Source organism: Micromonospora sp. NPDC051925 (genome assembly GCF_044548625.1).
In the GTDB taxonomy this organism is placed as follows: Bacteria; Actinomycetota; Actinomycetes; order Mycobacteriales; family Micromonosporaceae; genus Micromonospora.
This window is the reverse complement of record NZ_JBIUCH010000008.1, coordinates 171,587-196,569: the sequence shown is the minus strand read 5'-3', so window position 1 is coordinate 196,569 and position 24,983 is coordinate 171,587. Positions and strand designations below refer to the sequence as shown.

20 protein-coding genes are annotated in these 24,983 nt (G+C 72.3%); 7 read left to right on the top strand and 13 right to left on the bottom strand.

All coding sequences use genetic code 11. The annotated features are described in order from the left end of the window. Nucleotides 1-6 precede the first annotated feature (6 nt). Nucleotides 7-531 carry a peptidoglycan DD-metalloendopeptidase family protein gene (locus tag ACIG87_RS13175; protein ID WP_396850728.1) on the bottom strand — a complete coding sequence of 175 codons (525 nt, stop codon included), beginning with the start codon at nucleotides 529-531 and terminating at the stop codon, nucleotides 7-9. Between the two features lie 278 nt (nucleotides 532-809). On the opposite strand from ACIG87_RS13175, the gene ACIG87_RS13170 reads away from it, so the two are divergent. The 5 genes from ACIG87_RS13170 to ACIG87_RS13150 all read left to right on the top strand — a co-directional run bounded on the left by ACIG87_RS13170 (nucleotide 810) and on the right by ACIG87_RS13150 (nucleotide 7,183). Then, nucleotides 810-2,150, top strand: a complete 1,341-nt coding sequence (locus ACIG87_RS13170; RefSeq protein ID WP_396850727.1) for an ABC transporter substrate-binding protein — start codon at nucleotides 810-812, stop codon at nucleotides 2,148-2,150. Nucleotides 2,151-2,219: 69 nt separating this feature from the next. Continuing rightward, entirely contained in the window at nucleotides 2,220-3,269 is a 1,050-nt protein-coding gene (locus ACIG87_RS13165) for a carbohydrate ABC transporter permease (RefSeq protein ID WP_396850726.1), read from the top strand. A 1-nt stretch (nucleotide 3,270) separates the two neighbouring features. Further along, nucleotides 3,271-4,233 carry a carbohydrate ABC transporter permease gene (locus ACIG87_RS13160; protein ID WP_396850725.1) on the top strand — a complete coding sequence of 321 codons (963 nt, stop codon included), beginning with the start codon at nucleotides 3,271-3,273 and terminating at the stop codon, nucleotides 4,231-4,233. 68 nt (nucleotides 4,234-4,301) lie between these two features. Further along, entirely contained in the window at nucleotides 4,302-5,372 is a 1,071-nt protein-coding gene (locus tag ACIG87_RS13155) for a LacI family DNA-binding transcriptional regulator (RefSeq protein ID WP_396850724.1), read from the top strand. A gap of 140 nt (nucleotides 5,373-5,512) precedes the next feature. Further along, entirely contained in the window at nucleotides 5,513-7,183 is a 1,671-nt protein-coding gene (locus tag ACIG87_RS13150) for an alpha-amylase family glycosyl hydrolase (protein WP_396850835.1), read from the top strand. Between the two features lie 589 nt (nucleotides 7,184-7,772). Here ACIG87_RS13150 and ACIG87_RS13145 read toward each other — a convergent pair. The 4 genes from ACIG87_RS13145 to xylA all read right to left on the bottom strand — a co-directional run bounded on the left by ACIG87_RS13145 (nucleotide 7,773) and on the right by xylA (nucleotide 13,224). Then, nucleotides 7,773-8,330 (bottom strand): AAA family ATPase, encoded by a 558-nt coding sequence (locus ACIG87_RS13145; protein WP_396850723.1) that lies wholly within the window; start codon nucleotides 8,328-8,330, stop codon nucleotides 7,773-7,775. A 682-nt stretch (nucleotides 8,331-9,012) separates the two neighbouring features. Further along, nucleotides 9,013-10,425 (bottom strand): MFS transporter, encoded by a 1,413-nt coding sequence (locus ACIG87_RS13140; protein WP_396850722.1) that lies wholly within the window; start codon nucleotides 10,423-10,425, stop codon nucleotides 9,013-9,015. 136 nt (nucleotides 10,426-10,561) lie between these two features. Then, nucleotides 10,562-12,025, bottom strand: coding sequence for a xylulokinase (xylB, locus tag ACIG87_RS13135; protein WP_396850721.1), 1,464 nt, complete (start codon nucleotides 12,023-12,025; stop codon nucleotides 10,562-10,564). A gap of 11 nt (nucleotides 12,026-12,036) precedes the next feature. Then, entirely contained in the window at nucleotides 12,037-13,224 is a 1,188-nt protein-coding gene (gene xylA, locus ACIG87_RS13130; protein ID WP_396850720.1) for a xylose isomerase, read from the bottom strand. Between the two features lie 65 nt (nucleotides 13,225-13,289). Between xylA and ACIG87_RS13125 the strand changes: the two genes are divergently transcribed. Beyond that, nucleotides 13,290-14,552, top strand: coding sequence for an ROK family protein (locus tag ACIG87_RS13125; protein WP_396850719.1), 1,263 nt, complete (start codon nucleotides 13,290-13,292; stop codon nucleotides 14,550-14,552). Between the two features lie 52 nt (nucleotides 14,553-14,604). Here ACIG87_RS13125 and ACIG87_RS13120 read toward each other — a convergent pair whose 3' ends face one another. Continuing rightward, nucleotides 14,605-15,108: a MarR family winged helix-turn-helix transcriptional regulator gene (locus ACIG87_RS13120; RefSeq protein ID WP_396850834.1), complete on the bottom strand. Its 504-nt coding sequence runs from the start codon at nucleotides 15,106-15,108 to the stop codon at nucleotides 14,605-14,607. Nucleotides 15,109-15,204: 96 nt separating this feature from the next. Between ACIG87_RS13120 and ACIG87_RS13115 the strand changes: the two genes are divergently transcribed. Further along, nucleotides 15,205-16,335, top strand: coding sequence for a PP2C family protein-serine/threonine phosphatase (locus ACIG87_RS13115; RefSeq protein ID WP_396850718.1), 1,131 nt, complete (start codon nucleotides 15,205-15,207; stop codon nucleotides 16,333-16,335). Between the two features lie 55 nt (nucleotides 16,336-16,390). On the opposite strand, the gene ACIG87_RS13110 is transcribed toward ACIG87_RS13115, so the two are convergent. The 7 genes from ACIG87_RS13110 to ACIG87_RS13080 form a co-directional block, all read right to left on the bottom strand. Continuing rightward, complete coding sequence (locus ACIG87_RS13110) at nucleotides 16,391-17,878, bottom strand: sugar transferase (RefSeq protein WP_396850717.1); 1,488 nt, start codon at nucleotides 17,876-17,878, stop codon at nucleotides 16,391-16,393. 216 nt (nucleotides 17,879-18,094) lie between these two features. Further along, nucleotides 18,095-19,837 (bottom strand): VWA domain-containing protein, encoded by a 1,743-nt coding sequence (locus ACIG87_RS13105; RefSeq protein WP_396850716.1) that lies wholly within the window; start codon nucleotides 19,835-19,837, stop codon nucleotides 18,095-18,097. A gap of 165 nt (nucleotides 19,838-20,002) precedes the next feature. Then, nucleotides 20,003-21,034, bottom strand: coding sequence for a lactonase family protein (locus ACIG87_RS13100; protein ID WP_396850715.1), 1,032 nt, complete (start codon nucleotides 21,032-21,034; stop codon nucleotides 20,003-20,005). 198 nt (nucleotides 21,035-21,232) lie between these two features. Next, nucleotides 21,233-21,835, bottom strand: coding sequence for a GTP-binding protein (locus ACIG87_RS13095; RefSeq protein WP_396850714.1), 603 nt, complete (start codon nucleotides 21,833-21,835; stop codon nucleotides 21,233-21,235). Beyond that, nucleotides 21,816-22,205, bottom strand: a complete 390-nt coding sequence (locus ACIG87_RS13090) for a DUF742 domain-containing protein (RefSeq protein WP_396850713.1) — start codon at nucleotides 22,203-22,205, stop codon at nucleotides 21,816-21,818. Before ACIG87_RS13090 ends, ACIG87_RS13095 begins: the two co-directional genes overlap by 20 nt. Beyond that, the gene (locus tag ACIG87_RS13085) at nucleotides 22,195-22,617 is read right to left on the bottom strand and encodes a roadblock/LC7 domain-containing protein (protein ID WP_396850712.1); all 423 of its coding nucleotides are present in this window, start codon (nucleotides 22,615-22,617) and stop codon (nucleotides 22,195-22,197) included. Before ACIG87_RS13085 ends, ACIG87_RS13090 begins: the two co-directional genes overlap by 11 nt. Then, nucleotides 22,617-24,956: a nitrate- and nitrite sensing domain-containing protein gene (locus tag ACIG87_RS13080; RefSeq protein ID WP_396850711.1), complete on the bottom strand. Its 2,340-nt coding sequence runs from the start codon at nucleotides 24,954-24,956 to the stop codon at nucleotides 22,617-22,619. Before ACIG87_RS13080 ends, ACIG87_RS13085 begins: the two co-directional genes overlap by 1 nt. Nucleotides 24,957-24,983 lie beyond the last annotated feature (27 nt).

Here is a 24,983-nt window from a genome sequence, read left to right as displayed (position 1 = left end):
CGGGTTTCAGCAGCGGGGCACGTTCGGGATGTAGCCGTCGTGGCCGGTGTAGACGTAGGCGTCGGCGATGAACCGGCCGGAGCCGATCCGGTCCCAGATCGAACTGGTCCCGTAGGTGTAGTGCAGGTGCGGGCCGGTGGAGCCACCCGTGCTGCCGACCCAGCCGATCACCTTGCCGTAGCCGACGCTCTGGCCGACCGAGACGTTGAACCCGTTGAGGTGGGCGTAGTACGTCGTGTAGCCGCCGCCGTGGTCGATCCGGACGTACTTGCCGTAGCTCGTCCCGCCGAGGTCGGTGACCCGGTCGACGGTGCCGGGGGCGCTGGCCACCACCGGGTCGCCGAGGTCGTCGGTGCGGTTGAAGTCCACCGCGTACGCCGGGCTGTGGTCCGAGCGGGTCTGGCCGGACCAGGACTGGTCGCACGGGAAGGGCACCTTGAACGTGGGCGCGGCCCACGCCGGGCTCGCCGGGACCAGGGCCCCGGTGATGAGCAGGGCCGCCGCCACCACGCTCCACCGCCGTCTACGCATCCAACACCTACGATGTTGAGATCCTTCAATGCCCTACCCCGAGGGTGGCAGATATCGCCATCGATGGGAAGCGACCGGACCCCCTGTCCCCCCGTACCCCGACGAGCACGGGTGGGAGCGCACCCATCGCCCGTGAGGGGGTTTCGGGATTGTTACCGGGCCGTGTCCACCAGGGGGGTGGACCGAACGGGATGCAAGCGCTTACATGTGGTGACGACTCATCGGACCGGCGTCGGGTTCCCCCACCTGTGGATGCGCCGGCAAGGAAGGAGAACGGCATGGCGTTTGCCAGATCACGCCAGGCTCTCGCGATCGCCGGCGTGCTGGGGCTGGCGCTCGGCGCCGCCGCCTGTGGCACCGGCAACGACAAGAAGAGCAGCAACGCGGGTTCCGCGGAGTGCGCCGCATACGAGAAGTACGGCAACCACGACGGCAAGAAGGTCACTGCCTACTCGTCGATCCGGGAAATCGAGGCCGACCGCCTCGCCGAGTCCTGGAAGCAGTTCGAGGACTGCACCGGCATCGACATCGACCATGAGGGCTCCGGCGAGTTCGAGGCCCAGATCAGCGTCCGTGTCGACGGCGGCAACGCCCCCGACCTGGCCTTCTTCCCGCAGCCCGGTCTGCTCAAGCGGTTCGTCGACTCGGGCAAGGTGAAGCCGGCCAGCGCCGACACCAAGGCCGAGGCGGAGGCGAACTTCTCCCCCGACTGGCTGAAGTACAGCACCGTGAACGGCCAGTTCTACGGCGCCCCGCTGGGGTCGAACGTCAAGTCCTTCGTCTGGTACTCGCCGAAGACGTTCAAGGAGAAGGGCTGGACCGTCCCCACCACGTGGGACGAGCTCATCGCCCTGAGTGACAAGATCGCCGCAGGCGGCACCAAGCCGTGGTGCGCCGGCATCGAGTCCCAGGAAGCCACCGGCTGGCCGGCCACCGACTGGATCGAGGACGTGCTGCTGCGCACGGCCGGCCCCGAGGTCTACGACCAGTGGACCACCCACGGCATCCCGTTCAACGACCCGAAGGTCGCCGACGCCCTCGACCGGGCCGGCACCATCCTCAAGAACGAGAAGTACGTCAACGGCGGCTTCGGCGGCGTGAAGAGCATCGCCACCACCTCCTTCCAGGAGGCCGGCGTCCCGATCACCACCGGCAAGTGCGCCCTGCACCGCCAGGCGTCCTTCTACGCCAACCAGTGGCCCAAGGGCACCAAGGTGGCCGAGGACGGCGACGTCTTCGCGTTCTACTTCCCGGCCATCGACCCGGCCAAGGGCAAGCCGGTGCTGGGCGGCGGCGAGTTCGTCGCGGCCTTCGCCGACCGTCCCGAGGTCCAGGCGGTCCAGACCTACCTGGCCTCCGGCGAGTACGCCAACAGCCGCGCCAAGATCGGCGACTGGGTGTCGGCGAACAAGAAGCTCGACCTGGCCAACGTGCCGAACCCGGTGGACAAGCTCTCCGTGGGCATCCTCCAGGACCCGAAGACCGTGTTCCGCTTCGACGGCTCGGACCTGATGCCGGCCGCGGTCGGCTCGGGCACCTTCTGGAAGGGCATGATCCAGTGGTTCAACGGTAAGGACACCGCCACCGTGCTGGGCGGCATCGAGAACAGCTGGAAGTGATCTGCGGCGGTGGCCCGGTCCCACCCGGACCGGGCCACCGTCCTCGACCGAACCCTTGAAGGAGGGTCGATGGAGTTCGACTTCGCGGAGGAACAGCCGAAGTTCCTCATGCTGATGTACGGGCTGATCGCTTTCGTCGCGGTGGTGGGCGGTCTGCTCCTGCTCCTCGACGTGGTGCCGGCCTGGTTCGCCCGCCGCCGGGAGGCGCAGCTGATCGCCGCCGCGACCAACGGCACCCCGCTGCCCCGCCGGCGCAAGGATCGGGAAGGGCTGTTCGCGCTCTTCTTCCTGCTGCCGACGCTGCTGCTGCTCTCCGTCGGGCTGGTGATGCCGGCGATCCGCACCACGCTGCTCTCCTTCATGGACTCGGGCAGCACCGAATGGGTGGGGCTGAAGAACTACGGCTGGATGTTCTCCGACGACTCGATCGTCCGGGTCCTGCTCAACACCCTGACCTGGGTGCTGCTGGTCCCGCTGGTCGCCACCTCGTTCGGTCTGCTCTACGCCGTGCTGGTGGACAAGGCCCGGTTCGAGTCCGTCGCCAAGTCGTTGATCTTCCTGCCGATGGCGATCTCGTTCGTCGGCGCCAGCATCATCTGGAAGTTCGTCTACGCCTACCGCGGCGACGGGCAGGAGCAGATCGGTCTGCTCAACCAGATCGTGGTCAGCTTCGGCAGCGAGCCGAGGCAGTGGCTGCTCGACTCACCGCTGAACACCCTGCTGCTCATCGTCATCATGGTGTGGATCCAGGCCGGTTTCGCGATGGTGGTGCTCTCCGCCGCCATCAAGGCCATTCCCGCCGACATCGTCGAGGCCGCCCGCCTCGACGGCGTCACCCCGTGGCAGATGTTCTGGCAGATCACCATGCCGGCGATCCGGCCGGCGCTGATCGTGGTCGTGGTGACGCTGTCGATCGCCACCCTGAAGGTCTTCGACATCGTCCGGACCGCGACCAACGGCAACTACGACACCAGCGTGATCGCCAACGAGATGTACAACCAGGCGTTCCGGTACGGCGAGGCCGGGCAGGGCTCCGCCCTGGCGGTCTTCCTGTTCATCCTGGTCGTGCCGATCGTGATCTACCAGATCCGCAACCTGCGTCAGCAGCGGGAGGGCTGAGATGACCACCGCCACGCCCACCGTGCCGACCGGCACCCAGGCGACCCGGGAGACCACCGCCGCCGGCCGGGTCCGCAAACGGCTGAACAGCCGCACCGCAACGCTGGTCTCGATCGTCATCGCCCTGTTCTGGACGATCCCGACCTTCGGCCTCCTCGTCTCCTCGTTCCGGCCGGAGAACCAGATCAAGACCACCGGCTGGTGGACGTTCTTCAGAGACCCGCAGTTCACCCTGGACAACTACCAGGACGTGCTCTTCGGGTCCTCCTCGTCGTCGGGGCAACTGGCCAGCTACTTCATCAACTCGCTGGCCATCACCATCCCGTCGGTGCTCTTCCCCACGGCCTTCGCCTCGCTGGCCGCGTACGCGCTGGCCTGGATCAACTTCCGGGGACGGGACTGGCTCTACATCGCGATCTTCGCGATGCAGATCGTGCCGTTGCAGATGGCCCTGGTGCCGCTGCTGAAGTTCTTCTCCACCGGGGTCACCGTGGCCGGCGTGCAACTGCTGCCGGCCTGGGACCTGGTGGACGAGCAGAAGTTCGCCCAGGTGTGGTTCGCGCACACCTGTTTCGCCCTGCCCTTCGCGGTGTTCCTGCTGCACAACTTCATCGCGCAGCTGCCCAAGGACCTGATGGAGGCGGCCCGGGTCGACGGGGCCACCCACCCGAAGATCTTCCGCACCATCGTGCTGCCCCTGATCACCCCGGCGCTGGCGGCGTTCGGCATCTTCCAGTTCCTCTGGGTCTGGAACGACCTGCTGGTCGCGCTGATCTTCGCCGGGGGCGGCAACGAGACCGCCCCGCTCACCGTCCGACTCGCCGAGATGGCCGGCAGCCGGGGCAACGAGTGGCAGCGACTCACGGCCGGCGCGTTCGTCTCGATCGTCGTACCGCTGGTCGTGTTCCTGTCGCTTCAGCGCTTCTTCGTGCGCGGTCTACTCGCCGGCAGCGTCAAGGGCTGACAACCTGCGCCGCCGCCCGGCAGCACCGGGCGGCGGCGCAGGTCGGCGCGGAGCGGGGGAACTCAAGCGTGACGAGGATCGACGACGTGGCCCGGCTGGCCGGGGTCTCCACCGCCACCGTCTCCCGGGCGTTGCGCGGCCTGCCGACGGTGTCGGCCGCGACGCGCCGCCGGGTGCTCGCCGCCGCCGAACAGCTCCAGTACGCGGTCTCGCCGAGCGCCTCCCGGCTGGCCGGCGGCCGGACCGGCACGGTCGCCGTGGTGGTCCCCCGGATCACCCGCTGGTTCTTCGGCACCGTCGTGGAAGCGGTCGAGGAAACCCTCCACCAGTCCGGCTACGACCTGCTGCTCTACAACCTTGGCGGGCGCGAGCAGGTCCGGCAACGGGTGCTGCGCACCGCCAACCTGCACAAGCGGGTGGACGCGATCATGCTGGTCGCCACCCCGCTGCGGCCGGCCGACCTGACCGCCCTGGCCGAGCTGGACCTGCCCGGCATCACGATCAGCTCCGGCAGCACGGTGCCGGGCTGGCCCTGTGTCCGGATCGACGACGTGGCGGCGGCCCGGACGGCCACCCGACACCTGATCGACCTGGGCCACCGACGGATCGCCCACATCTCCGGCGATCCGAACGACGAGTTGGCCTTCACCACCCACACCGACCGTCGCCGGGGCTACCAGGAGGCGCTGCGCCGTGCGGGCCTGCGCCCCGACCCCAGCCTGGACATGGAGTCGCAGTTCACCATCAACGGCGGAAACCAGGCCACCGTCGAACTGTTGGCCCGGGGCGAACCACCGACGGCGATCTTCGCCGCCTGCGACGAGATAGCGATGGGCGCGATGACCGCGCTGCGGGACGCCGGGCTGCGGGTTCCGCAGGACGTCAGCGTGATCGGCGTGGACGACCACGACCTGTCCGGCGTGCTCGGGTTGAGCACCATCGCCCAACCCGCCGCCGAGCAGGGCCGGCTCGCCGCCCGGCTGCTGCTCGACCCGCTGGGCACGGTGGACCCGTCCACCGACCGGGTGCCGGCCCCGCGTGGCGTCGACCCCGCGGCCACCGTCGCGGCCAGCCCGCCGGTGATCCTGCCCACTCGGCTGGTGGTGCGGGAGTCGACCGGGCCACCACGGGCACACTGAACGAATCCGACCGCACCGCTGGACCCGGCCGGACAGGCTCGACCAGTCCGGGCTCGACACAGGCGACGGCTCGACACAGTCCGGGCTCGAGACAGTCCGGGCTCGACACGGATCAGAAGGCTCGACACAGGGAGAAGGCTCTGAACACCGACGCGAGGCAGCAGGAACAGTCCGCGGGCGTGGTCCCCGGCTGGTGGACCGAGGCCGTCATCTACCAGATCTATCCGCGGTCCTTCGCCGACTCCGACGGCAACGGCATCGGTGACCTGCCCGGCATCACCGCCCGGTTGGGGCACCTGGCCGAGCTGGGTGTCGACGCCGTGTGGCTGTCGCCGTTCTACCCGTCGCCCCAGGCCGACGCGGGGTACGACGTCGCCGACTACCGCGACGTCGACCCGCTCTTCGGGAGCCTGGCCGACGCCGACACGCTGATCGCCGAGGCCCGCGCGAAGGGCCTGAAGGTCATCGTCGACCTGGTGCCCAACCACACCTCGTCGGCGCACCAGTGGTTCCGGGCCGCCGTCACCGCCGCCCCCGGCAGCCCCGAACGGGCCCGGTACGTCTTCCGCGACGGACTCGGCCCGGATGGCGCCGAGCCGCCGAACGACTGGCAGAGCGTGTTCGGCGGCCCCGCCTGGACCCGGCTCGTCGAACCCGACGGCCGGCCCGGCCAGTGGTACCTGCACCTGTTCGACACCGCTCAGCCCGACCTCAACTGGGACAACCCGGAGATCCGCGCCGAGTTCCTGGACGTGCTCCGATTCTGGCTGGACCGGGGCGTCGACGGCTTCCGGGTGGACGTGGCGCACGGCCTGATCAAGCAGGCCGACCTGGCCAACTGGGAGGAGCCGCAGGAGATCCTCTCCGGCAGCGAGGTGGACAAGCCGCGCCCGCCGATGTGGGACCAGGACGGCGTACACGAGATCTACCGGGACTGGCGGCGGGTGCTGGACTCCTACGACGGCGAGCGGATCCTGGTCGCCGAGGCGTGGGTGGAGCCGGCCGAACGGATCGCCCGCTACGTACGCCCGGACGAGATGCACCAGGCGTTCAACTTCGAGTACCTGCTGGCCCCCTGGACGGCTCCCGCCCAGTACGCGGTGATCACCCGTTCACTGGAGGCCACCGACGCCGTCGGTGCCCCCACCACCTGGGTGCTCTCCAACCACGACGTCATCCGGCACGCCTCCCGGATGGGTTTGTCGGTCAAGGGTGGCCGACCCAACGGCATCGGCGTCGGCGACCCCCAACCCGATGCCGCGCGGGGCCTGCGCCGGGCGCGGGCGGCCACCCTGCTGATGCTGGCCCTGCCCGGCTCGGCCTACCTCTACCAGGGCGAGGAGCTGGGGCTGCCGGAACACACCACGCTGCCCGACGAGTCCCGGCAGGACCCGACCTGGGAACGCAGCGGTCACACCCAACGCGGCCGGGACGGCTGCCGGGTGCCGATCCCGTGGGAGGCCGACGCCCCGTCGTACGGCTTCGGCCCGACCGACGCCAGTTGGCTGCCGCAGCCACCGCTCTGGGCCGAGTACGCCCTGGACCGGCAGCAGGGCGTGCCCGGCTCGACGTACGAGACGTACCGGACCGCGTTGCGGCTGCGCCGCGAGTACGGCCTGGGCCGGGGCACGTTGGCGTGGCTCTCCTCCGGCGACGAGGTGCTGACCTTCCGCAACGCCGGGCTGACCGTGCTGACCAACTTCGGTGCCACCGCGGTGCCGCCACCGGCCGGGGAGTTGCTGCACAGCAGCGCGCCACTGGACGCCGACGGCCGGGTACCCACCGACGTGACGGTCTGGGTCCGCCCCTGAACTGATCCCCGCCCCGACCGACCCGATGCCCGCCGGTGCCGTCCGGCGGGCATCGGCGTACCTGCCCGGACAGCGCCGCCCTCCGACGCGGCGGCCATCGGCACACCTACCGGACAGTGCCGGACGCCGACGCCGCACCCGGTGCGCGACGTCGGCGTCGTTCCCCGACGGCGGCGCGACCGCCGACGGGTCGGGCGGTCGCGCCGATGCTGTCGTCGAGCCCTCCGGCTGATCAGGCCGATGCCGGAGCAGGCCCTGCCGACAGTGGTGTTGGTGGCATCCCGGGCTGCTGACCGACCGGTGCAGGCGCAGGCGCAGGCGCAGGTCAGCCCTGCTCGCCGATGGCTGGGCCCGCTGGGGGGCACTACTCCATACACGTCCTTTGGAGCTGATGTCGTCAACGATTCAGCGGGCGACGTGCTGGGCGTGCAGCCTGCTGGGAAGGCGGGATGCTGGGCGGGCCGACCGCTGAGCGGGCCGACCGCTGAGCGGGCCGACCGCTGAGCGGGCCGACCGCTGAGCGGGCCGACCGCTGAGCGGGCCGACCGCTGAGCGGGCACCGCCTCAGCGGGCGGCACCGGGGACATGCTCACCATGTCCCCCGAGGAGCACCGAGGCTATCGAGCACGAAGCGCAGTCGCGCTCGGGGTTCGGCACGGGGCAGGTCGATCAACTGGTAGCCGCGCTGGCGGTAGGCCTCGACGATCGCCTCGTGGGTCTGCCGGGCTTCCGCGAGACTCTGCCGTCGCTCGGCGTCGTTGCGGTAGATCTCGGGCCACCACGGCGCGAGGAAGACCTGCGGCCGGTACCGGAAGACCGAGATCGCCGCCTCGACGTGTGCGGGCACCGACCTGGCGCTCAGCCGGTAGTGGACGGGCAGGCCAGGCAACGCGTGGTCGAAGAAGACCGGTGCCGGCTGGGTGAGCGCCCAACGGTAGGAGCGCAGATCCCAACACAGGTCCAGCTCGGCGCGCAGCATCGGGTCGGTCAGGGCCGGGCCGCCGATTGCGGTCTGGTCCTGGATGATCGCCCGCCCGGCCTCGGGCGCGGTGGCGAACCCCGCCTCGTGCAGCAGGTTGACCAGGGTGGTCTTGCCGGCTCCGGGACCGCCGGTGATGACGACCAGGCCACGGTGGACAGAGGTCATGGTGTTCCGTTCTCAGGTCCGAGATCCGCTCTGCGGCAGGGACGGGGGTGGCGGACAGGCATCGCAGCCCAGGGCGGACAGGCGTCAGGCCAGAACGCACAGGCGTCAGGCCGGGGCGCACCGGCAGGAGCCGGCTCAACGATTCGCGGGGCACGAAGGCGGAACGCCGGAGGAAGGTCGTACCCAAGTCGTGACGGCGGCGACACACACCATCATTGACGAACTGGACCTACCCGAGAAACTCTAGCTGACCATCGATACCCAGCGGGGGTTGGCGGATCGCCCAGTTGTTGACTCGTTGCCGTCATCAGCTCGAAAGGACGCGAGGGAGCAATGTCCTACTCCGACGGAGCCGCGCCGACGGCGAACAGGGCGTCGACGCAACAGCCCAGATCAGACAACAAAAGACATCGACAACAGTAGACATCCGGGCAACAACCGATGGTCGAGCGACAGCAGGCGGTCGAGCGACAGCAGGTTCTCGGCAGAGTCGAGACGGGCAGGCCGGCGACGGCAGACCGCCAGGCAGGAGCAGGGCAGCCGGCTGAGTAAGGCAAGCAAGAGCAGGGAAGGCAAGGCAGGGGAAGGGCAAGAAAGAGCAGGGCAAGGGCAGGAGAGAGGCAGGGTGAGCAAGGGCAGGGCAAGAGAAAGCAGGGCAGGCTACAGCGGGCGGGGAGGATGTTCAGAGGCGGTCGGCGCGGCGGTGCAGCAGGTCGCGTACCGCCTCGATGTCGCGCGGCGAGGTGCGCGAGGCCAGCCAGTACATCAGCCCGGTGGGGATGAAGAAGAGCTGGAACGCGGCCAGCCCGACCGCATAGTTCAGCGGCGGCGGGAAGGCCGCCCGCAGCGCGTGGAAGACCACCCCGACCAGGCCGTTGCCGGCCGCCCGCCCGACCCCGTTGACCAGGTTGCCCAGGCTGTAGACGGTGCCCCGGTGCTCCGGCGGGTTGGCGTCGGCGATCAGGGCGAACCAGTTCGGCGAGTTCGCCGAGGTCAGCGCCAACGCGACGACGGCGGTGAGCAGGCTCAGCCCGACCGTCGGCTCGGTCACCACGCTGGCCAGCACCGCGCCCACCACTGCGCCGGTGCCGCCGCCGTCGGGCACGTCGATCCGGATCGGGACGAAGAACAGCACCAGGTAGAACGGCAGCGCCGCGAGGACGCCGACCGCCGCGACCAGGGCCCGCCCCCGGGGGGTACGCCGTTGCAGCGCGTCTCCGGCCAGCCCACCGACGATGGAGAACACCCCACCGAGCTGGAACAGGGTGGCGAAGACGCTGCCCACCACGACCGCCGTCGCGGCCGAGTAGCCCTGGTCCTCGGCCCGCTCGGCGAAGAGCACCGGCAGCCACACCAGCGAGCCGAACGCCGCCTGCGCGGTGAGGCCCTGGAGGATCAACCACCGGTTGGTCCGCCGGTCCAGGATGCGCGGCAGGTCGGCCCGGGTGATCCGGTAGTCGTACTCGGCACCGGCGTCGATCGCCTCGGCCAACTCCGGTTCACTCTGCCCACGCCGGATGTCGTACGTGAGGAGGTAGGCCACCGTGGCGGCCAGCCCGACCACGGTGAGCAGCAGGAACGGTCGCCGCCAGTCGGTGGCCCCGAGCAACCCGCCGGTGAGCGTGCCGGCCAACGTGCCGACCCCCTGGGACAGCCCCCAGAAGCTCATCACCAGGCCCCGCCGGCGCGGCGAGATCAGGTCGGTGACCACCGAGAACCCGACCGATCCGACCGCGCCCAGCCCGACCGCGGCGACCAACTGCGCGGCGAGGAACGTCGAGAAGCCGGTGGCGAGCGCGCTGCCACCGGTGCCGGCCGCCCAGACCAACGTGCCCACCATCAGCAACGGCTTGCGGTTGGTCCGGTCGCCGACGTACGCCCAGGCCACCGCCGCGACCGCACTGACCAGGAAGCTCACCGCCGTGACCAGGCCGAGCAGCCGCTGCGGTACGCCCAGCGCCCCGGAGATCGGCCCGTACAACGGAGGCACCAGGCCGATCGCCACGTTGTCCAGCGAGGCGAGCACCACGAACACCACGACGCTGTAGAGGCGGTGTGCCGCGTTCCCACGCCGGGGGATCCTGCTGCCGGTCATGTCCGGCAGCAAACCAGGTGCGGGTCACGGCCCGACGACCACCCCCGTGAGCCGGTCGTCGGCCGGTGCCGGACGGACCGGTCGTCGGCCGGTGACCCCCGTGGGTCGGTCGCCGGCCGACGACGTCGGTGGGCCGTCACTCCCCGGCCGTGGCCACCCGGTCGAGGGTGTGGTCGCGGGCCTGGGCGTACCGCTGCCGGATGGCGGGGACGGGCTCCGCCGCGTACTCCTCGGTGTCCTTCGGCGCCCAGGTGGGCGGCGTCGCCCCACCCAGGGCGACCCAGGCGGCCTGGCGGGCCGCGCCGTCGGCGACGTACTCCCCGGGCGGGGGCACCACCACCGGACGGCCGAAGACCTGCGGCGCGATCCGGCGGACCGCCGCCGAGCGCGCGCCGCCGCCGACCAGGATCACCCGCTCGACCGTGGCCCCCTGGGCGACCAGCGCGTCGAGACCGTCGGCCAGCGCGCAGAGCATCCCCTCCACCGCCGCCCGAGCCAGGTGGGCCGGGGTGGCGGTGCGCAGGGTGAGGCCGTGCACCGAGCCGGTGGCCGTGGGGCGGTCCGGGGTCCGCTCCCCCTCCAGGTACGGCACCATGACCAGGCCGTCCGACCCGGGCGGGGCGCTCAACGCCAGCTCCGACAGCTCGTCGAGGCCGACGCCGAGCAGCGTCGCCGCCGAGTCGAGCACCCGGGCCGCGTTGAGCGTGCAGACCAGCGGCAGGAACCGGCCGGTCGCGTCGGCGAAGCCGGCCACCGCGCCGCTGTCGTCGGCAGCCGGCGTGTCCGCCACCGCGAAGACCGTGCCGGAGGTGCCGATCGAGACGACCACGTCGCCCGGCCCGGCTCCGACCCCCAGCGCGGCGGCGGCGTTGTCCCCGGTGCCGGGGCCGAGCAGGATCTCCCCCGCGCCGGTCCCGGTGCCGAGCAGGGCGTTCCCGGCCGGGTCGAGCACCCCGGCCGGGTCGGCCGGGCCGAGCACGGTGGGCACCGTGACGACCCGGCCGAACGCCCGTTCCAGCAGGTCGAAACGGTACTGACCGGTGGCCGGGGACCAGTAGCCGGTGCCGCTGGCGTCGCCCCGGTCGGTGCGCAGCGCCGCCAGTCCGGGGGCACCCGCCAACCGCCAGGTCAGCCAGTCGTGCGGCAGGCAGACCGCGGCGACCCGGGCGGCCTGCTCCGGCTCGTGCCGGGCCAGCCAGCGCAGCTTGGTGGCGGTGAAGCTGGCCACCGGGACCGAGCCGACCGCGTCGGCCCAGAACCGGCGGCCGGTCTCCGCACCGCCGGCCTCGGCGATCAGGTCCCGGGCGGCGTCGGCGGAGCGGGTGTCGTTCCACAGCAGCGCCGGCCGGACCACCTCACCCGCCTCGTCCAGACAGACCATGCCGTGCTGCTGGCCGGCGACCGCCACGGCCGCCACGTCGGCCAGCCCGCCGGCCGCCTCGATGGCGGCCAGCAGGGCATCCCACCAGGCCCGTGGGTCGACCTCGGTGCCGTCCGGGTGCGGCGCGCGGCCCTGGCGGACCAGCGCGCCGGTCTCCGCGTCCCGGACGACCACCTTGCAGGACTGGGTGGACGAGTCCACCCCCGCGACGAGCGGCATGGCGGGCCGCCTCAGCGTGCGCCGAGCAGGTGCTCGACGGCGAGCTGGTTGAGCCGGACGAAGCCGAAGCCCTTCGCGGCCGTCCCGTCCACGTCGAACTCCTCGAACGCGGACCGGTCGGCGAGCAGGTCGGCGTATCCTTCACCCGGGCTCAGCGTCGGGCTGGCCAGCTCGGCGACCTTGCTGGCGGCGAGCGCCTCGGCCACCTCCGGGTCGGCCCGGAACGCCGCCGCCCGCTCCTTGAGCAGCAGGTAGGTGCGCATGTTGGCCTCGGCCGACGCCCACACCCCGGTGATGTCCTCGGTGCGGGAGGGCTTGTAGTCGAAGTGGCGCGGGCCGTCGTACGCCGGGCCGCCCTGGGGGCCGCCGTTCTCCAGCAGGTCGACCAGCGCGAACGCGTTCATCAGGTCACCGTGGCCGAAGACCAGGTCCTGGTCGTACTTGATGCCACGCTGGCCGTTGAGGTCGAGGTGGAACAGCTTGCCCTGCCAGAGCGCCTGGGCGATGCCGTGGGCGTAGTTGAGGCCGGCCATCTGCTCGTGCCCCACCTCCGGGTTCAGGCCGACCATCTCGGGCCGGGCCAGCTCGGAGATGAACGCCAGCGCGTGCCCGACGGTGGGGAGCAGGATGTCGCCGCGCGGCTCGTTCGGCTTGGGCTCGATGGCGAACCGCAGGTCGTAGCCCTGGTCCACCACGTACTGGCAGAGCAGGTCGACGGCCTCCCGGTAGCGGTCCAGCGCGGCCCGGATGTCCTTGGCCACGTCGTACTCGGAGCCCTCCCGGCCGCCCCACATGACGAAGGTCTTGGCACCCAGCTCGGCGGCGAGGTCGACGTTGCGCAGCACCTTGCGCAGCGCGTAGCGGCGGACGTCGCGGTCGTTGCTGGTGAAACCGCCGTCCTTGAACAGCGGGTGGGTGAAGAGGTTGGTGGTGACCATCGGCACGACCAGGCCGGTCTCGTCGAGCGCCTTGCGGAACCGGGCGAGCTGGGCCTCCCGGGCGGCGTTGTCGGCGCCGAACGGGATCAGGTCGTCGTCGTGGAAGGTGATGCCGTACGCGCCCAGCTCGGCGAGCCGGTGCACGGCCTCGACGGCGTCCAGCTCGGGGCGGGTGGCGTCGCCGAACGGGTCACGGGCCTGCCAGCCCACCGTCCAGAGCCCGAAGGAAAACTTGTCGGCAGGGGTGGGACGGGGTGCCATGGCAGACCTCCGGTGGTGATGATGGTGGCGGGTGTCGTCCGCAATTTGTTCAGTGGTTGAATTAAATGGCCGGGCTGTGGCACTGTCAAGGGGTGACCGACACCCGGACCGCCGGCGCGGTCCGCCAGGGCAGCCTGCGCGAACTCAACCTCGCCGTGGTGCTGCGGCGGATCGCCACCACCGGCCGGCCGCCCTCCCGGGCCGAGATCGCCGCCGACACCGGCCTGACCCGGGCCACCGTGTCGGCCGTCGTCGACGACCTGATCGCCGGACGGCTGGTCACCGAGGCCGACCCCGCCCCCCGCACCGGGGCCGGCCGCCCCGCCCGGGGCCTGCTGCTCGGCGACACCGGGCCGGCCGGGCTCGGGCTGGAGGTCAACGTCGACTACCTGGCGGCCTGCGTGGTCGACCTTACCGGCGCCGTCCGGCACCACGAGGTACGCCGGATCGACCTGCGCCCCCTGTCCCCCACCGACGCGCTCACCGGCCTGGTCGCCCTGGCCCGCCGGGCCCGCGCCGCCGCCGAGGACGCCGGGCTCACCCTGGCCGGGGCGACCCTGGCCGTACCGGGTCTGGTCGACGCCCGAGGGCTGGTCCGGCTCGCCCCCAACCTGGGTTGGCGGGACGTGGACGTGCCGGGCCTGCTCACCGGCCACCCCGCCCTCACCGACCCGGTCGACGGGGTGCCACCACTGGTGGTGGAGAACGAGGCGAACCTCGCCGCGCTGGGCGAACTGCACGCCCGCCCCGGCGGGCCGGAGAGCTTTCTGCACGTCTCCGGCGAAATCGGCATCGGCGCCGGGATCGTGCTCGACGGGGCGCTGTTCCGGGGCTCCCGGGGCTGGAGCGGCGAGCTGGGCCACGTACCGGTGGACCCGGGCGGCCCCACCTGTCGCTGCGGCGCCCGGGGCTGCCTGGAGACGTACGCCGGGCAGGAAGCCGTGCTGGCGGCGGCCGGGCTGGCCGGCGCGGACCTGCCGGCCGACACCGCCGCCCGCCGGCTGGCCGACCTGGCCGGGTCCGGCGATCCCGCCGCGCTCGCCGCGCTGCGGGCCGCCGGCACCGCCCTCGGGGTCGCCGTCTCCGGAGTGGTGAACCTGCTCGACCTGGACACCGTCGTGCTCGGCGGCGGATACGCGACCCTCGCGGAGTGGCTGTGCCCGCCGGTGCTGGCCGAACTCGACGACCGGGTGCTCACCAGCGGGTGGTCCCCGGTGACGGTCCGCCCGGCGGCGCTCGGGGCCGAGTCCGCCACCGTCGGTGGAGCCGGTTCGGTGGTCCGCCGGATCATCGCCCGCCCGTCGGGATGGTTGTCCGGCCCGGGGTGACCCCCGCTTGCCCGCCGGGCGATCCCCGGCGGATCCGCGCCGGGCTGCGGGGTCAGGCCGAGCGGACCGTCGGCGGGCCGTCCGAGGACGCCCGGGGCGGGGCCGACGCCGACGGGAACTCGACGACCGGCCCGGTCGCCCGCTCCCGGGCCCGCGCCACCCGGTCGAACTCCACGAGACCGTGCAGCAACGCCTGCCGCCCCTCGCCGCTCATCTCGGCCAGTACGTCGGCGAGCCGCTGTCGGCGGTCCCGGCGCAGCTCACCCAGCAGGCGAACAGCTTCCGGGGTGAGGTGCAGGGCGATCTCCCGCCGGTCCAGCCGGCCCGGCTCCCGCTCGATCATGCCGGCGGCGACCAGCCGGTCACAGAGCCGGCTCGCCGAGGAGAGCAGCATGTTCAGCAGGGCGGCGAGCCGGCGCAGATTGATCCCGTCGTACCGTTCGACCACCATGACGGCGCGGAGCTGCGCGCTGGACAGCCGACTTGTGGTGCTCTCCCGGGCCGCCTCCCACACGGACAGCAGGGCCCCCGTCGCGGCGTCCAGCTCGGCGACCATACTCACGTCTGGTCCGCGAGGACCGTTCTCTTCGGCCATGGTGGGCCCGAGACTACCCCCCGTACCAGGGGATCTGCCCTGTCAGGAGGCGTGCTGATGAGCGGACCCGAGGACCGGGCCCGGCGGGTGCTGACCGAGGCGCCCGCGGACCTGCTGCTGGACCGGCTCGCCGCCGAGCTGGCGCGGGCCTATCGGATCACCGAGGTGGAGCTGTTCCAGGTCGACTACCGGCTGTCGGTGCTGCTGCCGCTGGGTGGCGGGGAGCCGCTGACCGGCCCCGGGCACCCGGCCTGGCGCTGCTTCGACCATCAGCAGCCGCTGCGCGCCGACGGCGTCGGCTGGTTCCCGGTCGGCATGCGGGGTGAGCGACGCGGGGTGCTGCGGTTGGCCCCGGTGCCGGACGACCGGACGACCGTCGAGGAGTTGGCCCGCCTCGCCACCGCCCTGGGGCACGAGCTGGCCGCCGTCACCGCCGGCACCGACGTCTACCGGGCCTCCCGCCGGGCCCGACGACTCACCCTGGCCGCAGAGATGCAGTGGGAGCTGCTGCCGGGGCGCAGCCGGGACCGGCCCTCGTTCCGCCTCGCCGGCCAGCTCGAACCGGCGTACGCCGTGCGCGGGGACAGTTTCGACTGGTCCGACGACGGCGACCGGCTGTGGCTGTCGACCATCAACGGGACAGGTGAGGGGGTGGCCGCCTCGTTACTCACCGCGCTGGCCACCCACGCGCTGCGCAACGCGCGTCGGGGCGGGCTCGACCTCGCCGACCAGGTCGCCCTCGCCGACCAGGCGATCTACGCCCTGCACCAGGGCGAGCTGCACCTGTCCGCCCTGGTCATGGAGCTGGACCTGGCCTCCGGCGTACTGACGACGGTGGACGCCGGGTCGCCCCGGCTGGTGCTGCTGCGCGACGGCGAGGTCACCGAACAGGTGCTGGACAAGCAGTTCCCGCTGGGCATGTTCGAGGACACCGACTACCAACATCAGCGCTTCGAGCTACGCCGTGGCGATCGGCTCTTCGTGCTCAGCGACGGCGTGATCGACGCGACCGGCGAGCACGTCCGGTACGGGGAGACGGCGCTGGACCGCTTCCTGCGTCGTACCGGCCCGATGACGCCGCTGGAGGCGGTCCGTTCGCTCATCGGCGACCTGCGTGCCTTCGTCGCCGGTGACCTGGTCGACGACGCCGTGGTCGTCTGCCTCGACTGGGCCGGCCCGCAGCCGTGAGCCGGGTTGCGCAGCCGGCGTCCAGGGCCGAGGGCCGGGTTCCGGGGGCCCGGGGTCAGTAGGCCCCCCGCCCCCGCAGCACCGCGCCGAAGGTCTTCCACAGGATGGTGAGGTCTGCGGCGAGCGACCAGTTCTCCACGTAGTAGAGATCCAGCCGGATGCCGTCCTCCCAGCTCAGGTCGGACCGACCACTGACCTGCCAGAGACCGGTCATGCCCGGCTTGACCAGCAGGCGGCGGGCCACGTCGCCGTCGTAGCGGGCCACCTCGGAGGGCAGCGGGGGGCGGGGGCCGACCAGGCTCATCTGGCCCATCAGCACGTTGACCAGCTGCGGCAACTCGTCCAACGACCACTTGCGCAGCAGCCGCCCGATCCGGGTGACCCGCGGGTCGTCGCGCATCTTGAACATCAGCCCGTTGGTCTCGTTGCGGGCGGCCAGCTCGGCGAGGAGCGCGTCGGCGTTGACCACCATGGTGCGGAACTTCAACACCCCGAACTCCCGGCCACCCTGCCCGACCCGGGTCTGCCGGAACAGCACCGGGCCCCGGCTGTCCAGCTTGACGGCCAGCGCGATCAGCGCCACCAGCGGCAGCAGCAGCGCCAGTGCCACCGCGGCGGCGGACCGGTCGACGAACTCCTTGACCACCTTGCGGGCGCCCCGGAACTCGGGTGCCTCGACGTGGATCAGCGGCAGGCCGGCCACCGGCCGGGTGTGGATCCGCGGGCCGGCCACGTCGGTGAGCGCGGGGGCGACGACCAGGTCGATCCCGGTGCCCTCCAACTGCCAGCCCAGCCGGCGCAGCCGGGTCGCGGTCAGCTCGCCGGACGCGGTGACCGCCACGGTGTCCGCACCGATCGCGGTGGCCGCCTCCGGGATGCCCCGCAGGGAGCCCACCACCGGCACGTCGCTGAGCCGCTGCGGCACCGGGGCGAGCAGCGCGTCGGGGATGCACGCGCCGACCACGTGGTAACCGGCGTACGGCTCCCGACGCAGGGTGTGCACCAGCTCCAACACGTGCGCGGTGTCCCCGACGACGAGGACCCGACGGGACCAGCCGCCGCCCCGGCAGCGGGCCCGGTGCAGCGCCTTGCGGGCGGCGAACCGGGTGACCACCAGCCCCACCGTGCCGACGGCGAAGGAAAGGCCGAGGAAGCCCCGGGAGACCCCGACGTCGAAGATGTAACCGGCGATCGCGATGCCGCCGGCCAGTCGGAGGCTGGCCCCGCTGACCCGCCGGTACTCGTCCGCGCCGTAGCCGAGCACCCGGTCGTCGTAACAGCGCAGCGCCTTGAGCGAGACCAGCCAGACCAGCACCAGGGCCGGGGCCACCACCACGTACGGGATCTCGGAGCCGCGCGGCACCGCGTCGCCGAAGCGGGTGGCGTAGCCGGCGAGCACCGCGGACGACAGCACGGCGGTGTCCAGCACCACCAGCATTCGTACGTAGCCCCGCTGGCTGGTCTGGGACCGGGTACCCGCCGACCGGCCACCGGGCGCCGACGGCGGGGTACGGACGGGCGTGGACAGTGTCGCCGAGGTCACCCAACCTCCCCCACATCACACTTGTCGACTCCGGGCCTGGTGGTCATCGCTGTGGAATCCCGCCGCCGGAGCACTCCCGACATCCTGCCCCACAATGATGCTCACCGATCGCCTCGGACGCATTACCGTCAGTCTTGTTCACCCGGCCGAAACCGGAAACCGCACCACCGCACCGGATCGCCCGGCGCGGCGGGTTCCTCGACACTGCGCGAGGGCTCAGCGAGGTGCGTTCGGACGCAACGCGATGGCCTTCAGGAAGATGTCACCGATCTTGGACGGGTCCTCGGTGACGAACGCGCCGCCACCGGTGACATTGGTGATCGACTGGAGTTCGGCCTTGGAGACCTCGCTGCCGATGCCGATGATGACCACCTGCACCGGACGCTCCGGGTCGTTGAGCTGCTTGAGCCGGCTGACCAGGGCGCCCTGGGAAATGCCGTTCTTGTCCTCGTTCTTGCCGTCGGTGAAGAGCACCACCGAGTTGACCCGGCCGGGCTCCCAACCGTCCTGGACGGTCTTGTACGCCTCCAGCATGGTGTCGTACAGGCCGGTGTCGCCGCTGGACGGGCGGATGCCGGCGAGCCCCTGCTCCAGCCTGCCCCGGTTGCCGGAGAGCGGGTTGATCGGCACGACCTCCCGCCAGTCCCGCGAGCCGACCAGCTCGGTGGAGAAGGTCCACAGCCCGATCGACCAGGAGTCGTCGAAGAGGTTCAGTCCCCGGCTGGCCGCCGCTACGGTCACCTGCTCCCGGCTGGCGTTGTTGGCCGACGGAACCGGGGCCTTCATCGAGCCGGAGACGTCGATGACGCAGAGCATCCGCCCCGACTGGGTGGCGATCGACCACCCGGAGACCGCCCGGTCTATGGCCACCGGGTCCAGGCCACCCGCGGCGGTCCCGCCCGCCGGGGGCACGGCCGTGCCGCCACCGGACGGGCTCGGCGCCCCCTGTGGCGGCTTGAAGCCGTCACCCCAGTTGCCGTCCGGAGCGCGCAGCGACTGGACGGCCAGCCGATTTTTGAAGCTCTGCGTGGTGAGCAGTTCGAAGAGCACCTTCGCGGCCGACGACTTGGCCTCGTCGATCCCGGGGAGCACCGCGTACGGGTAGTCCAGCGGCATCGGCGACGGCTCCAGGTAGAGCGCGGCCAGCGGGATCGGCGGCTTGGTGTTGTTGTACGCGATGACGTCTTCCTCGGACAGCGCGGCGGCGCCGAGCGCGCTGGCGATGGAGGTCGGATCGTTGGAACGCGGGAACCGGGCCAGCAGGTCCTGCCGCAGCGCGGAGCGGCCGGTGGCCAGCGCCCGCAGGGCAGCCGTGGTCGCCTGCTGCGCGTCGCCGCCGCTACCGCTCGCGGCGGCGGTGAGGGAGAGCAGGCCGGAGAGCCCGGCGGCGTCCTGGGTCGGCTCGACGATGCCGGCGCGCAGCGGCTTGTCGCTGCTCACGGCGCGCAGCATGTCGTTCCAGGTGAGCTTCTTGTCCGGCCAGCCGAACTTGGTGGTGGCGACCGGCTGCGGCATGGCCACCACGACCGGGCTGCGGGCGATCGAGGCGCCGTTGCCCGGCGCGAACGCGGTGGCGCCGCCGCTCTTGAGGCGCAGCAGCCAGGTCGACGAGTCCGGGATCCAGACGTCGGGGGTGACCGCAGTGCCGCTCGCCTGGCCCACCCCGGCGAGGCTGGCCCCGTGCTTGCTGGCCACCGCGGCGGCTACCTCCACCGGCTCGGAGGCGGTGACGTTCACCTTGATGCAGGTGCCACCGACCGCTGCCCCGTCCGCGACCCACTGGGCCGCCGCCGCCTCGACGGCCGGCGCGACCTCGGGTGCCGCGGCCACGCCGAGTTGGATCCCACCCGAGCATGACGGTCCGGCCAGCTGCTGGTAGCCGACCCAGGAGCCCGCGACCACGACGACGAGAGCGGTCGCCGCCGCAGCGGCTCCTGCTCCACGGATAGTTGAACGCATGCGATGGCGGCCAGACACGCTGACCATCTTGCGCATCTCGTTCGCTTTCTGCCATAACCGTTCGGACGAAAGTTACGCAGGAGAAACAGTTGATCACTATTTCCGTACTCTGCGTAAGCGAATAGTGCCGCGACGTGGCACTGGTCCACATCGGACAGACGAATGTCAGGGCAGTACGCAGGTCGGGCTGGGGGTCGGCACCGGCTCGCCCACCGGCGACGGCACGCCCGAGTCAGGGTCGACCCAAAACACCCGAATCATGTCGGCCCGTTCGTCGGCCACGTAGAGATGCCGCCCGGCCAGCGCGAAGTGCCGGGGCCACTCCCCACCGGTGTCCACCTCGTCGACCAGCCGGGGCAGCTCCCCGTCGAGGGCGAAGACCGCCACCGTGCCCACCCCACGATTGCCCAGGTAGAGGAACCGGCCGTCCGGTCCCACGGCGATCTCCGAAGGCTGGACGTGGCCGGCCCGCGCGCTGGCGTCCACCCGGCCCCGCTGGTGCAGCACCCCCTCGGCGGTCACCTCGAAGGCGGTCACCGTCGCGTCCAGCTCGCCGGCGAGCCAGCAGCGCCGTCCGTCGGGGTGCCGGGCCAGATGCCGGGGACCGGTGCCGGGGGCCGTCCGCACCCGTGGCGCCCGTGGCGTCAACCGGCCGGAGGCGGCGTCCAGGTCGTACCGGTAGACCGAGTCGGTGCCCAGGTCCACGGCGAGCAGCGGACCGACGCCGGGATCGGGCGACACCATGTGACAGTGGGCCTGCTCCTGACGCTCCGGGTCCGGGCCGTGCCCCTGGTGGACCACCAGGTCGGTACGCTCCCCCGGCACCCCCCGCCCGTCCAACGGCAGGACGGCGACGCTGCCCCCGCCGTAGTTGGCGACGAAGAGGTGCCCACCGTCGGGGGTGACCGCCAGGTGGGCCGGATCGGCACCCCCGGTCGACCACACCCCCAGCGGGGTCAGACCGCCGTCGGGGTCGACGTCGAAGGCGCTCACCTGCCCCTCGGACAGCTCGTTGACCGCGTACAGCACCGGCCGGACGGGATGCCGCACGAGGAAGGACGGTGCCGGGGTCACCGCGACCGTGCCGAGCGGGGTCAGCTCCCCCGACTCCGGATCACGCCGGGCGGCGACGATGCCCTCCCCGCGCCCACCCGTCTGCGCCGTGTAACCGCCGATGTGGACGATCGTGCCCGTCACCGAACCACCCTCCGCCGAATCCCGCCGTCGATCTCCAGACTTCCCGGAATCACCGGCCGTCACCCCTGATTTCCCGGACTTCCTCACCCCGCCGGGCCGGGCCGGGCTGGGCCGGCGCACCGGACCGGGGCGGGCCGACACACCGAGCCGGGCCCGGACGACACACCGAGCCGGGCCCGGTCGACGAAACCGGGTCGGTCAGCCTACCGGCACCGGTTCGCCGCGCTGCCGGGCCACGTGCTCGACCAGCGAGATCAGCACCAGTTTGCCGGACTGCCGGTCCCGGGCGTCACAGAGCACCACGGGCACCTCCGGCTCGATGTCCAACGCCTGCCGGACCGCGTCGGTGCCGAACCGGCGGGTGTCCTCGAAGCAGTTGACCCCGACCACGAACGGAATGCCGCGCTGCTCGAAGTAGTCGATCGACGGGAAGCAGTCGGCCAGTCGGCGGGTGTCGGCCAGCACCACCGCGCCGAGCGCGCCGAAGGCCAACTCGTCCCAGAGGAACCAGAACCGGTCCTGACCCGGGGTGCCGAACAGGTAGACCTGGAGATCGTCGGTGATGGTGATCCGACCGAAGTCCATCGCCACCGTGGTGGTCGACTTGCCCTCCACCCCGGAGAGGTCGTCGGTGCCGATGCCGGCGTCGGTCAGCACCTCCTCGGTCTGCAACGGCCGGACCTCACTGAGCGCGCTCACCAGCGTCGTCTTGCCGGCACCGAAACCGCCGGCAATGAGGATCTTGAGGGCCAGGGGCAGCCGGGCCGCCGATGAGTCGCGATCAGAGCGCACGTAGTCCACTGACCACCGCCTTGAGAATGTCGTCGTCGGGAAGGCCGGCGGCGGCCGGCGGTTCGTGCACGGTGACCAGCCCACGGGCGAGCAGGTCACCGAGGAGGACCTGGACCACGCCGAGGGCGAGGTCCAGGTCGGCGGCGAGATCCACGACCGCCACCGGGTGCCGGGCGCACTCCACCAGCCGGCGGTGCTCCGGTTGGAGACCCGGCTGGCCGTACGGGTCGATGCCCGCCGCAGCCAGCACGAAGGCCACCAGGTCGAAACCGCCGACGGCGGGCCGCACCCGACCACCGGTGAGGGTGTACGGGCGGACGACCGGACCGGCGGCGCCGTCCAACCACTCGTGCTGGGGACCTGGCTGCTCAGCCCGCATCGGCGATCCCCGCCGCCGCCCTGGACGGCGCGGTCAGGTTCTCGCCGACCCGGACGACCAGCATCGCCATCTCGTACGCCACCAGGCCGATGTCCGCGTCCGCCGCGCAGGCCACGGCCAGGCAGGCACCCTGCCCGGCGGCGGTCACGAAGAGGTACGCCTCCTCCATCTCCACCACGGTCTGTCGGACGCCACCGGCGGCCAACTGCCGGCTGGCCCCCTTGGCCAGGCTGGAGAAGCCGGAGGCCAGCGCGCAGAGGTGTTCGGCGTCGGAGCGTTCCAGCCCGGCGGAGGCGCCGAGCAGCAGGCCGTCGGCGGAGAGGACCACCGCCTGTCGGGCCGCCGGCACCCGCTCCACCAGTTCGTCGAGCAACCAGCCGAGGTCGGCGTCCTGCCTTGTCGTGTGCACCACTAGGCGTCCCTCTCAGTCGCGGTCGAATCGGGCGTCGCCGGGCCGGCCGGCGACGGGGATGGTTCGACGCCGACCCGCTTCCCCGTGCCGTCGCCGACGGCCGGATCGGAACGGGCCGGCGACACCGGGTGGACGCCGCTGCTCTCCAGGCGTCCCCGGGCGGTGCCGGCCTGGAGGGCCGACATCTGCCGCCGCACCTCCTCGGGCGAGCGTGCGGTGGGCACGTCGGGACCGGCTTGGGGGCGCGGGTGGGCCACCGGCCCCCGGCGGCGGACCCGGCGGGGCAGGCCGTCGCCGTCGACGGCGGCCTCCACCGACGAGGTACGGGCCGGGGCGAACGGCAGCACGGTCTGCTCCGGCCGTTCCCGGGTGGTCCGGGCGGTACGCGGCCGGGGCAGCGTGGTCAGCCGGGTCACCGACGTCGCCGGACGATCACGGGCCGGCGGGGCGATCGGCGGTTCCTCGGTGATCAAATCGGCGGGGATACGCACCAGCGCGATGAGCCCGACCGGCGTCCCGGTACGCAGGGTGACCCGGACGTCGTGCCGGGCGGCCAGCCGGGACACCACGAACAGGCCGAGCCGGGCGCTGTCGGCCGGATCGAACTCCGGCGGAGTGGCCAGCCGTCGGTTGGCGTCCTCGATCGCCTGCGGGGACATCCCGAGCCCGTGGTCGCTGATCTCGACGAGGTAACCGTCGGCCGACGACGCCCCGGTCACCTCGACCCGACGCTCGGGTGGCGAGAACGCGGTGGCGTTCTCGATCAGCTCGGCGAGCAGGTGGATGACGTCGGCGACCGCCCGGCCGAGCAGCCCGGCCGGCTCGACCCGGCCGATGTCCACCCGGTCGTACGCCTCGACCTCGGAGATCGCGCCGCGCAGCACGTCCAGCAGCGCGACCGGCTGCCGCCAGCCCCGCCCCGGCGCGGCCCCGGCCAGGATGACCAGGTCCTCGGCGTGCCGGCGCAGCCGGGTGGCCAGGTGATCGACGCGGAACAGCTCGGCCAGCTCGTCCGGGTCCTCGGCGCGGCGCTCCATCCGGTCGAGCACGGCGAGCTGCCGGTGCACCAGCCCCTGGCTGCGCCGGGCGAGGTTGAGGAAGACCTCGTTCAGCCCGCGCCGCAACGTCACCTCGTCGATCGCCGACCGGACCGCCACCCGGCTGACCTCGGTGAACGCCCGGCCGACGTCGCCGATCTCGTCTGCGCCGTAGGACAACGGCGGGGCCTCCCGGGCCACGTCGACCTGCTCACCCCGGCGCAACCGGGTCACCACGTCGGGCAGTCGGTGCTCGGCCAGCTCCAGCGCGGCGCTGCGCACCGCGGTCAACCGGCGGGCCAGCGTCCGGCCGACCCGGACGGCGACCAGCAACGACACCACGATCGCGACGAGTCCCAGCACCCCGGCGGCACCGAGCCGGACCAGGATCTTGACGGCGACCGGCACGGAACGCTGGGTGAGCCCGTCGGCCTGACTCAGCTCGAAGTCGCGTAGCTCCTGCTGGACCGCCTCCTGACTGGCCTGCCAGTCCCGGGGGTCGACCGGCGGGGCGGCGGACGGCCCGGCGGTCAGCAGCTGCTCCTGCATGGTGCGCAGCCGGACGAACGCCTCCCCCGTGACCAGCCGCTGGTAGGCGGCCCGGTCGGCGGCCGGCAGGTCGGCCACGGCCGTCTCGGCGACGAACCGCTCGTTGGCGATGGTCTGGATCAGCCGCAGGTGCTCGCCTTCGGTGAACCGGCCGGTGACGAACGCGCCCGCCAGCACCGCGTCGGTCTGGCCGAGCAGCTCGCGGGAGCGGCCGACCGCGGTCAGGGCGAGCGCCTGCCGGTTCAGCTCGACGTCGGGCAGGGCCGCCGTCGCGGCGAACGCCTGGAACGCCGAGGAGATCATGCCGCTGTAGAGCCCGATCGCGCCGGCCCGGTCGACCTGCCTGCGGTCGATGAACCCCCGACCGGCCGGCAGCGCCTCCAGGGCGGCGCCGAGGGCGTCGAGCCGGGCGTCGAGCAGGTCGCCGGCGGCGTCCCGCAGCTGCTCCCCGTCCATCATCCGACGCAGTTCGGCGACCGCCTCGTCGGTGCGTCGCCGCTGCTCGCCGAGGGCGGGCAGGGTGTCGGTGCCGGCCAGTTGGACCACCGAGGCCCGGCGCTCGCGTTGCAGCTCGGCCACCACCCGTTCGCCGGGTCGTCCGAAGTCCGACAGCAGGGTCCTGGCGGCGAGCAGGTTGAGAGCCGGCCCGAAGGTCAGCGTGGTGGCAAAGATCCAGAGCGCCAGCAGGGCGGCCACCGGGGTGACGACCAGGGCGGTCAGCTTGGCGCGGATCGGCCAGTCGCGGGTGTCCATGAGTCCTCGCCCGGGCGGGAGTGTCAG